Annotated in this window: 10 protein-coding genes; 5 read left to right on the top strand and 5 right to left on the bottom strand. The window is 45.2% G+C overall.

Annotated elements, in window-relative coordinates; genetic code table 11:
- The first annotated feature begins 23 nt into the window (after positions 1 to 23).
- The 3 genes from QUA36_RS14450 to QUA36_RS14440 all read left to right on the top strand — a co-directional run bounded on the left by QUA36_RS14450 (position 24) and on the right by QUA36_RS14440 (position 5,457).
- The gene (locus QUA36_RS14450; RefSeq protein WP_333458175.1) at positions 24 to 2,105 is read left to right on the top strand and encodes a dynamin family protein; all 2,082 of its coding nucleotides are present in this window, start codon (positions 24 to 26) and stop codon (positions 2,103 to 2,105) included.
- Positions 2,106 to 2,323: 218 nt separating this feature from the next.
- Positions 2,324 to 3,601 (top strand): hypothetical protein, encoded by a 1,278-nt coding sequence (locus QUA36_RS14445; RefSeq protein ID WP_333458174.1) that lies wholly within the window; start codon positions 2,324 to 2,326, stop codon positions 3,599 to 3,601.
- A gap of 173 nt (positions 3,602 to 3,774) precedes the next feature.
- Entirely contained in the window at positions 3,775 to 5,457 is a 1,683-nt protein-coding gene (locus QUA36_RS14440; RefSeq protein WP_333458173.1) for a dynamin family protein, read from the top strand.
- Here QUA36_RS14440 and QUA36_RS14435 read toward each other — a convergent pair.
- Both QUA36_RS14435 and gloA2 read right to left on the bottom strand, forming a co-directional pair.
- The gene (locus tag QUA36_RS14435) at positions 5,424 to 6,713 is read right to left on the bottom strand and encodes an endonuclease/exonuclease/phosphatase family protein (RefSeq protein WP_333458172.1); all 1,290 of its coding nucleotides are present in this window, start codon (positions 6,711 to 6,713) and stop codon (positions 5,424 to 5,426) included. The genes QUA36_RS14440 and QUA36_RS14435 overlap by 34 nt on opposite strands.
- Before the next feature lie 110 nt (positions 6,714 to 6,823).
- Complete coding sequence (gene gloA2 / locus QUA36_RS14430) at positions 6,824 to 7,210, bottom strand: SMU1112c/YaeR family gloxylase I-like metalloprotein (RefSeq protein ID WP_333458171.1); 387 nt, start codon at positions 7,208 to 7,210, stop codon at positions 6,824 to 6,826.
- Positions 7,211 to 7,389: 179 nt separating this feature from the next.
- Between gloA2 and ilvC the strand changes: the two genes are divergently transcribed.
- Complete coding sequence (gene ilvC, locus QUA36_RS14425; RefSeq protein WP_333338932.1) at positions 7,390 to 8,439, top strand: ketol-acid reductoisomerase; 1,050 nt, start codon at positions 7,390 to 7,392, stop codon at positions 8,437 to 8,439.
- 834 nt (positions 8,440 to 9,273) lie between these two features.
- On the opposite strand, the gene QUA36_RS14420 is transcribed toward ilvC, so the two are convergent.
- The 3 genes from QUA36_RS14420 to QUA36_RS14410 form a co-directional block, all read right to left on the bottom strand.
- Entirely contained in the window at positions 9,274 to 10,932 is a 1,659-nt protein-coding gene (locus QUA36_RS14420; protein WP_333458170.1) for an alpha/beta hydrolase, read from the bottom strand.
- A gap of 614 nt (positions 10,933 to 11,546) precedes the next feature.
- Positions 11,547 to 13,550 (bottom strand): cation:proton antiporter domain-containing protein, encoded by a 2,004-nt coding sequence (locus tag QUA36_RS14415; RefSeq protein WP_333458169.1) that lies wholly within the window; start codon positions 13,548 to 13,550, stop codon positions 11,547 to 11,549.
- Positions 13,551 to 13,821: 271 nt separating this feature from the next.
- Positions 13,822 to 15,219, bottom strand: coding sequence for an amidase (locus tag QUA36_RS14410; protein WP_333452523.1), 1,398 nt, complete (start codon positions 15,217 to 15,219; stop codon positions 13,822 to 13,824).
- A 305-nt stretch (positions 15,220 to 15,524) separates the two neighbouring features.
- Between QUA36_RS14410 and QUA36_RS14405 the strand changes: the two genes are divergently transcribed.
- The gene (locus tag QUA36_RS14405) at positions 15,525 to 16,784 is read left to right on the top strand and encodes a type IV pilus twitching motility protein PilT (RefSeq protein ID WP_333158853.1); all 1,260 of its coding nucleotides are present in this window, start codon (positions 15,525 to 15,527) and stop codon (positions 16,782 to 16,784) included.
- Positions 16,785 to 16,818 lie beyond the last annotated feature (34 nt).

Genomic DNA, 16,818 nt, shown 5'->3' with positions numbered 1-16,818 from the left:
GCAGGAAATAATCAGAAAATACCATGAACATTAAAGTACAAACTAGCAACTTTCTGAACGATTTAGAGCGAGTAGCAGCCGTCCGCCGAGAAATTGCAACTCGCCTCAGCAACATCGCAACAGCCATCAACCAATCAGAATTAGCAGGAGGAGAAGGATCGGGAAAACTCGGTTTAGAAACAGACAACGCGGACATTGATGTCGCCAGTAAAAACTTGCGCCAAGGAGTCTTCCGGCTGCTAGTGCTAGGCGACATGAAACGCGGCAAAAGCACTTTTCTCAATGCGTTAATCGGCGAAAACTTACTGCCCAGCGATGTAAATCCCTGTACAGCTTTGCTGACGATTTTGCGCTATGGTTCAGAAAAAAAAGTTACCGTTTATTTCAATGACGGCAAAAGCCCAAAACAGCTAGATTTTAAAAGTTTTAAACAGAACTACACAATTGACCCCGCTGAAGCTAAACGCCTAGAAGAAGAAAAGAAACCAGCATTTCCCGATATCGATTGTGCCGTAGTAGAATATCCCTTACCTTTGCTAGAAAAAGGCATAGAAATAGTAGACAGTCCCGGACTGAACGATACAGAAGCCCGCAATGAATTATCTCTGGGTTACATCAGCAACTGCCACGCTATTTTGTTTGTGCTCAGGGCAACTCAGCCTTGCACAATGGGTGAAAGACGTTATTTAGAAAATTACATCAAAAATCGCGGATTGAGCATTTTCTTTCTGATTAATGCTTGGGATCAGGTGCGGGAAAGTTTGATTGACCCAGACGATCCTGAAGAATTGGCAGAAGCCGAAGGGAAACTGCGGCGGGTTTTTCAAGCTAATTTGGCTGAATATTGTTTAACAGAAGGACACGATATTTACGAGGAGCGAGTGTTTCCAATTACCTCAATTAAGGCGCTCAGGTTGCGGATTAAAAACCCGGATGCGGATTTAGCAGGAACTGGTTTTCCCGAGTTTATGGCGGCACTGAATACGTTTTTGACGCAGGAAAGGGCGATTTCTGAACTGCGTCCGGCGAGGACTTTGGCGCGTCAAATTTCTGCTCGCGTCCGCGAAGCTGTTGGGCGCAGATTACCATTGCTCGATCGCGATGTCAATGAGTTGAAAGAAAAGATTAATTCAGTTGAGCCGGAGTTTAAAAAGCTGACTCAGATTCGCGATGAGTTTCAACAAGAAATTATCGAAGTTAGAGATAGTAAATCGCGGGCGATCGCAGATTCTTTTCGCGCCTACGTTCTTAACTTAGAAAACACCTTTGAAACAGATTTCTTACGGTATCAACCAGAGCTGAGATTTCTAGATTTCTTCAGCCAAGGCAAGCGAGAAGCCTTTGAAGCATCCCTCAAACGAGCATTCGAGCAGTATATCAACGACAAACTAGCAGCTTGGACTCTCACGGCTGAACAAGAAATGAATTCAGCATTTTCGCAACTCTCACAAAGTGCGGCAAATTACGGAGCATCTTACACGAAAGTGACTGAAAAAATTACCGAAAAACTGACCGGGCAAAAAATACCAGCAGCAGTCAGCAACTCAAACGAAGATAACTCGCCAGCTTGGGCAAAATGGGCGATGGGATTGTTCTCGTTAACGACAGGAAATCTGGCGGGCGTAGCAATGGCAGGAGCGGGTTTTGATTGGAAAAATATCCTGCTAAACTTAATTACTGTGTTAAGCGTCAGTACGATTCTTGCTAGTTTGACGGGGATTGTTTTGGGGCCGCTGTACTTGGCGTTGTTGGGGATGGGTGTTGGGGTTTTGCAAGCAGACGGAGCTCATAAACAGTTGGTAAAAGCCGCGAAAAAAGAGCTAGTGAAATATCTGCCGCAGGTGGCTCAAGAGCAGTGGCAGCCGATTCACGATGCTGTGAAAGAGTGTTTTGATGTTTACGGGCGAGAAGTGGGCGATCGCATGAATGCGGATATTAATTCTCGGAAATCGGAGTTAGATAATTTGCTCGAACAAAAGGAATCTCGCGAGATTAATTGTCAGGCTGAATCCCAGCGGTTGAAAAAATTGGAGGCTGATGTTTCTGCCGAGTCGCAGAGTATTGAATCGGTGTATCATGGTTTCTTAAAATCGGCGGGAAGCTAGGCGTGTTTTTAACTTGAAATTAGCTTGAATTGTAGTTGGGTTTCGATCCTCAACCCAACCTACATAATAGTTGGAAAACACGCTCTAAGCCCAGTCAAATTACCGTTGTTATTGAGCCGAGATTGGGAATGGTCGCAAAAAATTTGACATCGGGCGGATGCTGGTGCAGAATGGGCTTAAGGATGTGGATGAGTAGATGCAGACATTAGGGGGTAAATATGGATAATGATCAAGTTTCACAGAAATTAGAGAGATTAGAAAGAAACTTGAAAATTATTCAAGCCCTTGAAGACACATCTGCCAAAATCAACCGACTTATCAACATGGCTCAACAGTTTCAACTTGTCGATCGCCATGAGAAAGCTCAGGAAATTTATCATGAAGCCTTAGAACTTACCCAAAACTTTTCGGATAGCTATGATAAGGTTTGTTTGCTAAAAAAACTTGGCTTGTTGCAAGAGGCAACCCTAATTAATCAAAAGCTGCTGAACAACAGGCTTAACCAAAATCTTCCAGATGGCTCGGAAAAGATCGATATACTTAAACAACTAGGTCGTTTTCAAGAGGCGATCGAAATTACTCAAAGATTGACAAATGGCTATACAAAGGCAGCTACCTTAATTGAAATTGCCAATCTCATCCAAGAATCAAATCAGAAAAATCATCTCTGGCAAGAGGCAGTTTTGGTTGCCGAAACAATTAAAGATATAGAAGAAAAAGATAGAACATTAGTGCATCTGGTTAAAAAAAAATTAGAGAGGAAGCTCGATCGTTCCCATGAATTATTGCCTGAAGAACTGCTAGGGAATTCAAGAGTTATTCCAGTGATAGAGGAAAAAATTTCAGAAGAGCAATACAAGCAAGCTCTTCAAATTGCTATAAGAATTGAGCAGATAGAACACAGAAATACTGCATTGTACGATCTGGCCTGTTCTCGATATGATAATAGAGATTGGGGGATCGACCTCATCAATCAACACTATATTGTTACTCCCCCAGATTTTTCTCATAAACAAGTACAAGGAATGCAGTTTAGAAATAGCTGGTATTCAGATACATTAGCTGCATTTGAAGAGCCACCTTTATCAAATTGGAGCGATCGGGAGAACATACAAACTGCCTATCGCTTTATTTATATACCTAGTTTTCATCCCAGCTTAGTCATTCGAGTCTGGGGAGATATACTGAGTCCACCTTGCTTGCAGGCTGTTACAAAAGTAGGAAGCAAGGTAGGGAGTGAAGAGCCTTGGATGCTCACAGAAGCAAAATCTTTGGAATTACTGACAGCCATCAATGAGAATAAATTTTGGCCTTCCATTACTTGGGATTTGTCTATGGGTTTGGATGGATCGAGGTGGGTGTTTGAAGGCTGGAATCAAGGAAAATACAAGTGGTTGGATGCTTGGACTCCTGATAATGGACCAGCATATCGCCTTGGGAAAGTTTTCTTGTCTCTCTTCCCAGAAAACTTATTAGAACTAACTAGAATTTACTGAACCTCCTACAGGTTAACGAGAATAAGTAATATGAGGATCGAGCGATAGCTTATAATATATGTAGGTTGGGCCCTTGGAACGAACCCTAAGCTTCCCTTCGCCCAACAAATCTACAAAAAATGTTGGGTTGAACGAAGTGAAACCCAACCTACAGCTAACGAGGATACAACAATATGCAAGAACCAGAGACTTATCAAAATTTGATGAATTATCTGAAATCAGCACTGGGTATTCTCGAACTCGACAAAAGCTCCCAACTTTACCGAGATACCACCTCAATCTGTGACTATCTCGCCAAACCAACTTTTCAAGTTGCTGTCTTTGGCCCGTTTAATTACGGCAAGTCAACTTTGCTGAATGCTTTGCTGGGAAATCGGGCTTTGCCGATCGACCTTGTGCCCACTACAGGTGCTGCCATTTATGTCAACTACGGCGAGGAATTGCACGCAAAAATTACCCTGAAAGACGGCACGGAAATTAGCGAACCGGGGACTGATGTTTTGAAACGCTACGCCATCCTTGACGACGCCAGACAAATGCGGGATGATGTGGCGGCCGTGAATGTTTACTGTCCCCATCCATTCCTGCAAACCGGTGTGGAATTGCTGGATTTGCCGGGAACCAATGACCGCGAAGAACAGGATAATTTAGTCAGAGATAAATTGCTAACGGCTGATTTAGTTGTGCAGGTTTTAGATGCCCGCAAATTGATGACTTTAGGGGAACGGGAGAACTTGAGAGATTGGTTGAGCGATCGCAACATCAACACAGTCGTCTTTGTTGCCAATTTTCTCAATCTACTCGAACCAGACGACCAAAAACAAGTTTACAATCGCTTGTTGTTTGTTGCCGAAAGTTTTCGCTCCAACTTACCGAACAATATCAGCAATATCTACCGCGTCGATGCTTTGCCGGCGTTGAGGGCGAGGCTGAAAGGAGATGTGGCGGCCGCCCAAACTACAGGAATTGCCACGTTTGAATCGGCTTTGCAAAGTATTGTGGCAGCTCAACAGGAACAACTAGCAGTTAAGTTGCCCAGAATTGAAGCTATAGCTACTAAAATTTGCCACTCTCTCCGAGCCAAAGCTGAAACTGTCGCTGCAGAAATAGTCGCAGCTCAAAAAAAGCACAAAGACAAAATTGAAATTAAACAAAAAGCCGAAAAACTGATATCAAAAGGCTTTCAAGCCAGCGTTTCCGATTTCGAGATTTGGCTTTACCAGCCCACACTTTTGCAGCGGTATCAATCGGAAATGGCGCTGTCGCTCCAGGAAGGGAGTTTTGATGCGTGGAAGCTAAAATTTCAGCGAGAGGCGTTACATCAGCAGCAAAGCATCGCAGAATGGGTAAATAAAGCTTGCGAATTCTTTGATAAAGAACAGCCGATCGCACTTTTGATTTCGTTTCCTCCATCCCCACAAGTCAGCTTACCGGAACCGCCGCCACCTCCACCTCAAAAGTCGAACGAGGGCGAAGTGGCTCCAGTGGCGATCGCCACAGGCTTAGGTTGGCTATTGGGCGGGCCTGTGGGAGCCGCAGTAGTCGGCGGTGCTAGCTATATTTTGAATAAAAGAACTGGGTATGAAAAGCCGCCTGAATCGTCAGAAGCATATCTAAATCAAGTAACGGAAATTTGCAGCGAGGCTGCTAAAAACTATCTCGCTCGCTTCAGCACCGATACTTTTTCCATGCTGCAACACTACAAGGAAATCGCCGGAAAAGTTATCTGTTTTCAAGACAGCAAAGAGCCACTACAGACAAATATTCAGCAATATCAGATACAGTTAATCAATAATTTGTTAGAAAATATCGAATCCTGCCTTCAAATGACTAAATCTGTAATTAACGGCAAATGATCCGAACCGACATTGCGGCCAGTACGAATCTTCAAAACACCAATTTCTTTGCTGACTAAAAAGTGATCGATCGGAATATAAGCCAGTGGCATAAAAGTCGGCCAAGTCGGTAAAATGCCAAAGCCCGATCGCGCATTTCGCAAATTTCCGGTTTTTACCATATTTTTGTAGAAAGGCGACCACATTGTGGTATTTAAATCCCCAACCACAATCAGCGGATTTTTGACTTGGGCTGCATACTCGCCGATGCCTGCTAGCTGTTTATTGCGATCGACAAAACTCTGCTGTTTGACCGGCACAGTCGGATGAACAAGAATCAAAGAAATGATTTTACCTTGAAATTTTACATCTGCAAACAAGCTCTTTCTTCGCTTTGAAAAGGCTTTAATAGAAGCATTTTCTAAAGGCAGCTTGCTGTATATTGCACTGCCAAATCTCTCAGATTCTTGCAAGTTGGAAGAGTAAGGAAATATCTCGCTTAAGACGGCTAACTCCTTCGCCCACACTGTGCTAACTTCCACAAAAACCGCGATATCGGGTTGCTCTGCTTTTACCAGCGATATCACCTCAGAATATCGCCGGTTACTTGTTAAAACATTTGAATGAAAAATCCGCAGGTTTTGTCCGGGAGTTACTCCTGCAAATGCTGGCGCTGGAAAATACCAAGGAACAATTTCCGCCAAGTTAATGATAATGCAAAATGCGCTCACCAGCAACCATATTTTTTTTAAGCGCACGAGAGCGAAGAATATAAAAATTGATAACCCCGCCAATAGATATTGTAGTTTAAAATGAGAACTCAACTCAAATAATAGGTTAAATTCTCCCAAGTAACCTGTTATTGACAAGAGTGCATCTACACTTGCGGCGAGCATAAACCATTTTAAAATTACGGGCTTCAAGCTAATAATTTGGTTATTGCTGTGCAGTACCGTCCATTTCAGCTTAATTTTGAGGTCGTTGGTAATCGGCAATTTATCAATTTCTGTTACCAGTTGTTCTGGCTGTTCCAACACTCGCCGCTTTTGATAAAATCTCACCAGCAAGCTATCTACCACAAAATAACTAAAATAATTGGCAACAAATCCTACAAATACCAACACACCTAAACCGATCAGCATACCAAAGGAACCGCCTACTTTCCTCAAAGCCGACCAAGTGGCTGCGTCACCTGTTTTACCTGTCGCTACTCTCGCTATTAATAGCATTAAAGTAGGCAATCCGATCGTGATTATGTTTCTGATGATATAGTCCATTATACAATTTTAGATTTTAGATTTTAGATTGGGAATGAATGATGCAGTTTGTCTAGTCAGCACTACGGACTGGTTGACTTAATAACGGCTTGACAAAATAGAGAGACTCCTTAATTTTCATAAATTTCTAACGGTAAGTTATCGGGATCTCTGAAAAATGTAAACCGTTTTTCTGTAATCTCGTCCAGGCGAATTTCTTCTACTTCTACTTGTTGGGATTTTAAGTAAGCAACTGATGCTTCTATGTCCTCAACTGCAAAAGCTAAATGTCTCAAACCGCAAGCTTCAGGATTGTTAACTCTTTCAGGAGGGTGGGGAAATGAGAAAAGCTCTATGGTGTCGCCGTTTCCGACTTGCAAATCTAGTTTGTAAGAATTCCTCTCGGTTCGGAAAGTTTCTTTGATAATTGAACATCCCAATACTTCTACATAAAATTTTTTCGAGGCTTCGTAATCCGAGCAAATAATCGCCACATGATGTATTGCTTTTATTTTCATCTTAAAAAAGTTAGTTAGTTGCGTTTTTGCAAATGCACAGCACGCTATTGACAATTATATTTGACGATCGCAGACTCTGCGAGAAACCCTGCTAAATTCAGGGCGAGATCCCTTTATTTTCCCCCGCCCAAATCTTAATCGGAAAAATTTCTGCAAAAAAAGTACCCTACTTTGATAAAATGAGAGTTTTGCAGTCAATCACCCAATTTGCATCTCAGGAGACAAGCATTATGGCCCGTATGTATTACGACACCGACGCGAACCTAGACCTCTTAGCCAACAAAACGATTGCTATCATCGGCTACGGTTCCCAAGGACACGCCCACGCCCTTAACCTCAAAGACAGTGGCATGAATGTCGTTGTCGGTTTGTATCCCGGTAGCAAATCTGCCGCCAAAGCAACCGACGCGGGTTTAACAGTTCACCCGGTAGACAAAGCAGCAGCCGCTGCTGACTTCATCATGATTTTATTGCCCGATGAAGTTCAAAAAACTATTTACAAAGAACAAATCGAACCGAACCTTTCTGAAGGAAATGTTTTAGCATTTGCTCACGGTTTTAACATTCACTTCGGCCAAGTTGTTCCCCCTGCCAATGTAGACGTAGTAATGGTTGCCCCCAAAGGCCCCGGACACTTGGTGCGACGGACTTATGAACAAGGGGAAGGTGTTCCGAGTTTGTTTGCAGTATATCAAGATGCTTCCGGTCAAGCGCGCGATCGGGCAATGGCCTATGCTAAAGGTATTGGCGGCACCAGAGCCGGCATCCTGGAAACCACTTTCCGCGAAGAAACAGAAACGGATCTTTTTGGCGAACAAGTAGTTTTGTGCGGCGGTTTGAGCGCATTAATTAAAGCTGGATTTGAAACTTTAGTTGACGCCGGATATCAACCGGAATTAGCTTATTTTGAATGTTTGCACGAAGTTAAACTTATCGTTGACTTAGTAGTAGAAGGAGGCCTCGCCAAAATGCGCGACAGCATCTCCAATACCGCAGAATACGGCGATTTAACTCGCGGCCCCCGCATCGTCACGGATCAAACCCGCGCCGAAATGCGTAAAATTCTCAGCGAAATTCAATCCGGTCAATTTGCCCGCGAATTCGTTCTGGAAAACCAAGCCGGCAAACCGGGCTTTACCTCCATGCGCCGTCAGGAAGCTGAACATCCTATTGAAGAAGTTGGTAAAGATTTGCGAGCTATGTTTAGCTGGTTGAAAAAGCACGCCTAATCAATTTTAGATTTTAGATTTTAGATGGGAAGACCAATCTAAAACAGTCCTGGAGGCATAACCTCTATCTGTAGGGTGTGCAATGCACACCTTACTGGTTTGAGAAAAATCTAAAATCTCAAGTTTAATCGATTTGAGATTGGAGGAAAAATCTCAAATCTACAATCTCAAATCGTCATGGTTGGTTGTGCTTCGCTTAACCCAACCTACAAGAAAATGGCTAGGTATTATTAGAGAAACCGGGTTTCTCGGTGGTAGCTCAAAACTATCGCTTCGGGCTAGGACTTTTTTGCAATTTATCAATATCCTGTTGCCTTTGCTCGTTGAAATCTCTCGGTCTCAACCAATCTGGCCATAACCCGACGAAGAACTTTCGACTGGCCACGCTAGTATCTCTTACAGGTTTGGGGAGAAAAGTTAAAGTGTCACCGTAAAGGGTAAACAGCGCTATAAACAGAAGCAACAGCGGGATAAGATTTTTTTTAAGCATGGCAGTTTGGGAGTAGAGTTTGTGAAAGCGCTTTGTTATATTTTGCCCTTGCACGAACAAAATATATCAGAAACAGCTTAAGAAGAAAATACACCTCTGGGGCTAAGGGGCGCCGCCTACACAAGGAAAAACTGCTAGTCGCAATATCATGTCCCCTCGAACTCCCACTACAAACACCTTTATTATAGGTGTTGGAGCGGACATCAGATTATTAGCTAATGACTAATAGTGGTAAGGTTCGCACTGCGAACCCTACATAATTATGTTCTGGGTCTAGAACTCTACCAAATACTATGGTTTTTTGGCGCTTACCTACTTAACGACTAAGGACTAATGAATAATGACTACTTATTCCCTTGAATAAAAGTTTGTACTACTGCATTAGTTTCCGGGGAAAATTCTGTTAACAGCCGAACCGGGATTACGGATGTGGAAGCAAAGTACGCGTATTCTGGTGTTAGAAAGACTGCATATTTGTCAGCTTCAGCAGTCAGTTGAGCGGCAGTAGCCAAACTTACAGCTTTAATATAATTGCGTATGCTAACAGCTTGGTCGCCGACAACTTCATCGCCAGTAATTATTGTGCTCGGTCTGCGAACTTGGTGTAAAGTTGTACTCGGATCTTTGACGCTTAAGTGGGTTCCTCCTACAAAACCAACTAGCCATTTAGGAGATGGAATTTTCGGAAAACCGGCAATTTGTTCGGCTAAGGCGGGAGTTGTTTTGTCGGCAGAAGATGCTACTATTAAGGTAGGAATTTGAATTGTACTTAAACCCGTTTCTCCAAATAGTAATGATGTGATCGGATTCATGGCGATCGCCCTTTTAATCCTCCCATCCCGCAATTGATAACGTTCTTCGGGCAATCCGGCCGCCGCGCACTGAATGCCTTCGCCTAAGCTGAACCCAATCAAATCCCCCTGACACCGCTGTTTGAGTCCGCTCAATTGCAGTTCGGCGCCGGCCAAGGACAAGGCTGTAGCGCCGCCGAAGGAATAGCCAATTATTACCGATCGGTCGATCGCGATTTTCCCCTGCAAATTATCATCAGTTTGGTTCAATTTTGTCAGTTCGTCGAGTACAAAACTGATGTCTTTGGGACGGTCTAAAAACTCTTGAGGAGCTAACAAGGGAGACTTCCCCGCCATCGCAGCATTGGTGTTAGTCTCGTTGCTGCCCGGATGTTCTAAAGCTGCTACCACATAACCGTGAGACGCCAAATGCTCGGCTAAGTAGCGCAAATCCGTGCGGACGGAACCCAAACCGTGAGAAAAGACGATCGCCGGTTTGTCGGCTGTGGCAGCTCTCGACCAGTACACATCAACCGGAATATGTCGATTGCGGGCGCTATCGTTCAAATCTAGCGCCCGTACCTGCACCGAATTAGGGCCTGGCTGGGTAGGATCGAAAGGCAGGTTAAACGCGGGTTTAACTGGTGCTAACTGAGGTGCGATCGCCGCCATAAAGCGCTGAGTTTGCCAAAAACTAGCGTTCATATTTCCCAAAACTGCGAAAGCTCGATCGAGATCCACCACGACCCGCGAGCTGGGATAAGATTCAATGAAACTCAGTACCGATAAGCCTTCCGGCGCGTTTGCTCCCTGCACCAGAGCGGCTCGCAGCGCTTCCACACCCCCACCGTCGCGCCTGGGTATCACAGTAGTCAAATCCGTCAGGATGCCAGTGCCGATGCCCGTATTTAGCAAGTTGCTCAGGCCGACTACATTTAGGGGAATTTTTGCTTGCAGCGCCCGAAAAATTTTACTCCGCTGTTCCTCAGACAGGAGATTGGCATAAGCTTGCAGTTTGGCGGGGACTTTTCCTGTTTCTGCGAGTTCACGCAAATCCGCAACCGATATTGACGATTCTAAAATACCTTTGCGGACAACAACCGTTTCTGCTGCTTTTACAGAGGATGTCGCGCCGCTCAAAGGGCCGATCGAAATCGAACCCAAAACACTCGCCACTGAAGAAAACCATCTGAAATTTGGTCTAATGCTCATTTTTACTTTATTGAACTAGAGGGGGGTAGATCACCATATTCTCAAAATTCTCCCAGATACCGAGATATTGTTCTAGATGCCGAGAAATTGGCGGCATCGGAGTGCGATCGTCAAGGCCTCTACGCATATTTACTTGCCGAGCTCACATTCCGTACCTAAGTGCACTTCTTATGCGGGTGCTAATGATGATGAGTTGAAGGATTTTTTAATCGGCAGCCCAAAAAATACAAACTTCGCGAGTAAAAAGAGCCATCTAGTATATTTCCAATCCGCGCAAAGGTGCGGAATTTTTCCTAGCAATTCCGTTGAATTAGGATTAAATATAGGACTTACACAATTGTCACAAATAGGGCTTAAATTTTAGGTATATAGTTGCACTTGTGCGCTCTTTGTTAGGAAAAAGCGCACAAGCGCAACTATAGCCGTTCTCAAGCTTTGTGAGGTAGAGGGGCGAGCCCTATGCCTATGTCCTATGCCCTATGCCCGCGAGAGAACCTCATGTTACTGAGAAAGGCTATACATACCTTTGTTTAATGTGCCAGTTGGCTTTAGTCCTAAAATATTAACTGCAGATGAATGCAGATTCATAACATCATCTGCGGTTAAAATATTCCTCAAGATACAGGAAAATAAACAACCAGCATCGAAATATTTGGGTGAGTCCGGGCGATCGCTTCCGGTTCTTTGAGAGTTCCCGGTTTGTCCCACATATTCTGTTGCTGAGAAATTGTTGTTAAAATCAGCAAATCATGTTCTAACAAATTCTGCGAAACTAGCTTGATAAAATTTCCCCGCACCCGATTTACTGGTATCTCAGCAAGAATTGCCAACTCCGCCGCACTTTTCTCGCTTTTTTCCCGTTGTGCCGTCACCAACAACACTTGCAAATTCGCCTTAAGTTCCTCGGCCAAACTCTTAGCAATATCCACGGTTTCCTGAAATCCAAACCGAGTCAACTCGCTGTCAGTTACCGCCAAAATAATTCTGGCTGTATTCTGGAGAGGATCGGGAAATCGAGCAATCAGTACGGGTACGGGCGCTCGCCTTACCACATTGTCAATGATGCTGCCAAAAAAATTCTCGCGAGTCGTGGAAAATCCCTTCCAGCCGCAAACTATTAAACTAGCCTCTCGTTCGGTTGCACTCCGCAGAATTCCGCGATCGATCGCATCATCTATCCTCGCGATCGGTTCAACCGCACAAGCAGCGGCATGGGCGACAGTTTCCGCAGCCGTCAAAAGTTGAGTTTGCTGCATTTTATCTGCCGGTGAAATTGCTTCGCCGCGATCGGACAAAATATGCAGCGGTAGCAAAGTTCCCTGAGATGTTTTTGCTAAAATCAAAGCCAAACGCAGCAAATTATCTTCCGTATTCGGATTAGCAACAGGCACTAAAACTCGATCTCCCCATGAATGCTTTCCCGAAGTAGGAACCGGCAAACTCGACCCCGGCGGCTGCATTTCTTGACCCCACCGAGATACAATCCAAGGAGAAGCGACACAACTTACTAAAATCATGGCAATGATGCCATTCACCGTTACGCGATCGACCAATTTAATCTCAAAAGCAACCGTAATCGCCGCCAAAGTAGAAGCAGCTTGAGCAACAGAAAGACCGAACATTACCATAATGTTGGGAAACTCAAAACGAAATAATTTCCCCGGTAGCCAAGCTGCCAAAAACTTGCTCACCACCTCTGCCAAAATCATCACCGCCGCCACCAACAAAGACTGCGGCTGCTTTACCAAAATTAGCGGGTCAATCAACATCCCCACAGAAATCAGAAAAAACGGCACAAACAGCGTATTGCCAATAAACTCAATCCGATTCATCAGCGGACTCATTTTGGGAATAATTTGAGTTATGGCAATTCCCGATAAAAATGCACCAATAATTGCCTCAATTTCAATTAATTCTGCTGCGTAAGAAACTAGAAATAGGGTAGCCAATACAAATATAAATTCGGCATTCTCGTCATGTCCAAATTTCTTAAAAAACCAGCGACCGATTTTGGGGACTCCCCACAAAGTAGCAAAAGTGTAGATAGCAAGAGATGGAATGAGAACCAGCCAAAAATCGAGAGTAAGATTTCCTTTGTAAGCTTTGACAACAATTGCCAGCACCAACAGTCCCAACACGTTCGTAATTAAAGTCCCGCCCAAAGTTGCAGTAATAGTCTGAGTTCGCATCAATCCCAATTTTGTGAGAATTGGCAGCGCTAAAAGCGTGTGCGTAGCAAAACAAGAAGCGACTAAAATTGCAGCCAGCCAGCTATATCCCAACAGCAGCATCGCTCCTGTCCCCAATATCATCGGTAGCGCAAAAGTAGCCAGCCCAAAGATGACCGCTTTGTCCGCATTGAGTTTGAGGTCGTCGAGGCTAGTTTCCAGTCCCGCTAGGAACATCAAAAATAGCAATCCTACAGTACCTAACAAAACAATAGTAGCGTCCCGTTGCAGCAAATTGAGACCGTTGGGCCCGACAATTACGCCAGCAATAATTAAACCAACTATTCCCGGCAGTCGCAAGCGCTCAAATAACAGCGGCGCAAGTAGCATGATTGCTAAAAGAACTAGAAAAACGGGAACGGGAGCGGTAATCGGCCCGGAAGTTAACATGAATTTTTCACCCTACATATTGGCAGCGAACTGCTACCAGTTTTAAAATAAAACCATCAAAATATCTATCAATCTAAAGAGGTATTCTCAATATTTTACAGCGTAATTGGTAATAAGTAAGACTGGGCGGGAGTAACTCGGTTTATTGGTAAAATATGGGTTGAATGACTAGAATTTTTTGCAAAAAAACGGGTTTATAGTTCCCCGCGCACAAGTCTTGATTTGGCATACCCATAAAAAAGGAAAACGTGTTTTTATCCCTTGCTATTGCCTATTTAAAATCTAAAACGGGGAAAGGTTTTGCCGCTTCCATCTGCGCCGCTAAAGCAATTAAAGTTGCTTCTGCCGCTGGCCGCCCGATAATTTGAATTCCCACGGGCAAACCGTTGTTATCTAAAATAGCAGGAAGTGCGATCGCAGGCAAACCGCTAGCATTAAACGGCGGACAAGGAGCTACCCAATTAATAATGCGCTGCAAAGTTTCTTCAAAACTCAAATCCGCCCACTCCCCAACCCGGATTGGCGAGTGCATATAAGTTGGCAAAACTAACACATCAAATTTTTCAAAGAATCCCACAATTCGCCGTGAAATAACCTGCATTTGATTCACCGCCCGCAAATATTCCCCAGCGGAAATAGTTCTTTCTAACAGCCAGCGATTCATCGGTTCCAAAGCAGGGCCTGGAATGCCACTTGCCGCCGCCCCCGACTGCCAAATTGCGATAAACGGTTCGATTAAACCTGTAAAATCTGGGCATCCAGGTTCGACATCATGACCCAAATCTGTCAGTAACTTGACGGTTTCGAGTACCGCTTGCTGACAGATAGGCGCAGCCTCGCCCACAGGGGAAATAGTCGTAGAAAACGCAATTCGCAGCTTGGCTTGCTTTTGACGGGAAGCCTCTAAAAATGTCGGATTTGAATCAGGTAGCCAATACGGATCGCCTGTTGTGTAGCCTGACATCACATCCAAAAGTGCGGCGGCGTCAGCTACTGTGCGCGCCAATGGGCCGTTGGCAGAAATGCCGCTGAGGTAATCTCCGACAGGTGCCCAGGAAACTCGCCCCCGCGAGGGTTTAATGCCCACTAAACCGCAGCAGGAAGCTGGGCCTCGAATCGAACCGCCGCCGTCTGAACCTTGGGCGATCGCGCACAAACCCGCCGCTACAGCGGCCGCTGAGCCTCCACTGGAACCTCCGGGCGTATAGTCTAAATTCCAGGGATTGCGCGCCGGTGGGAAACCTTCTGGTTCGGTGTAAGGTAATGAGCCAATTTGAGAGGTTGCTGTTTTGCCCAGAATGTTAAATCCCGCTGCTTTGATCCGCCATACTACTGACTCGTCGTAGGCAGAGATGTTACCCAGCAAAGCCTGAGTGCCGTAAGTACAGGGAAGGCCGGTAACGGGTGTCAAGTCTTTAATGGCGATCGGCACTCCGAAAAAAGGTGGCAATTCCTGTGGCTTGTTTAACCCAGCTAGTTTTTCGGTTTGAGATTTAGCCAGGGCGATCGCCCGCTCGGCCGTTACAGTAAAATAACTGCCCAGCTCAGGGTTTAATCGCTCAATGCGTTCCAAGTAGAGATTGACAATTTCTAAAGGCGACACTTCCAGGGTGCGGATCGACTCCGCCAACGAGAGAGCTGGAGTAAAAGCCCGATCGACAGAATTCATCGGTTTAAGTCCTTAATAGTTGGATGAAGTATCAATTTATACTGCTTGCTTGCGGAAAACTCTTTTCATTAAAAAAATTATCCAAAAAAGTCGAAAATCCATATTCGAGCGTATATCGAAAGTGATCGCATCCTCCAATTGGCAGAATATTTCCTTAGTAGTGCAGCATTATGACCCCCTCTTAGGATAGACTGAGTACAACAGTTAAGCTTTTGTGCAAGACGCGCACAATGGCGATCGGCATTGTTCAACTCCCACAAATCATCTGTTCGAGTCAGCCTTCTCACCAACTTAAGGTAGCGCATATGACACAACAGCATCCGCCAGCTCCTCGGCCGCCCGTACCCGGAGCCCCCCCACCGCCAGGAATGCCCCGCCCTCCAGCTCCCGGAATGCCCCCCAGAGCAGCAGGAATGCCACCAGCACCGCCCCCCGCACCAGCGCCAGCACCAGCACCCCCGCCGCAATCATTCGCCACACCTAAAGGCCAGAACTCTAGCGGCGGAGTTCCGAGTTTGAAAGAGCTAGTAATCCGAGCCAAAGATGAAGGAGTATCCGACCTTCACCTGGGAGTAAACGAAGTTCCCCGCTTCCGCACCCGGGGAGAGATTGCCGACATCGGCTATCCACCGACCGATTTAGATACGTTTTTTGGCTGGTTGCGGGAGTGCATGAGCGATGAAGAAATTGAAATTTTCCAAAAAACCCTAGACTTTGACGGCGCTTTCGACTTCGGATTCGTGCGGATTCGGATCAGTTGCATGGACTCCTTGGCCGGCCCGGCAATGGTGCTGCGGCTAATTCCTGCCAAAATAATGACACTGGAGGAATTGAAGCTGCCGGAGGTATTTAGGAAAATATGTGGCTACCACAAAGGGCTGATTTTGGTGACAGGCCCGACAGGTTCGGGTAAGTCTACCACGTTGGCCGCGATGATCGACTACATCAATAAGAATAAAGCCTACAACATCATCACGATCGAAGACCCGGTAGAATTTGTACACGAAAGCAAAAAATCCTTGATTAAGCACCGGGAAGTCGGCAGGCACACCCTCAAGTTTATGAGCGCTCTCAAAGGCGCTCTGCGACAAGACCCGGATATGCTGCTAGTAGGAGAAATTCGGGACAGAGAGACGGTGGAAATCGCCCTCAAAGCCTCTCAAACCGGTCACTTAGTTGCAGGAACCCTGCACACCAACAGTGCGGTTAAGACCCTGAACCGGATTCTTGATATGTTCGGGGCGGAAGAACAGGATGCCATACGGGTTTCAATTTCCGAATCCCTAGTGGCGATTATTGCTCAACTGCTGTGCAAAACCACAGACGGAAAGCGGGCTGCTTTCCACGACGTTATGATCAATACCGACGTGGTTAAGGAATACATTCTGAAGGGGCAGAATGAGGAAATTAATCAAATCATGATCAAAGATACTTATGAAGGCATGACGACGATGAATAAGTCGCTCTACGGCCTTTATCAAGAAGGTCGGATTACGGAAGAACTTTGTGTAGAGAACTCGCCGTTCCCGAACGAAATGGCTCAGATGCTCCGAGGTCGAGTCTAAAGGTCGAGTGTTAACAGTTAGCAGTTAAAAGTTA

It is taken from the genome of Microcoleus sp. Pol10D4 (genome assembly GCF_036701555.1).
Lineage (GTDB): Bacteria > Cyanobacteriota > Cyanobacteriia > Cyanobacteriales > Microcoleaceae > Microcoleus.
The sequence above is the reverse complement of the archived record's forward strand: the minus strand, read 5'-3'. Positions and strand labels throughout refer to the sequence as shown.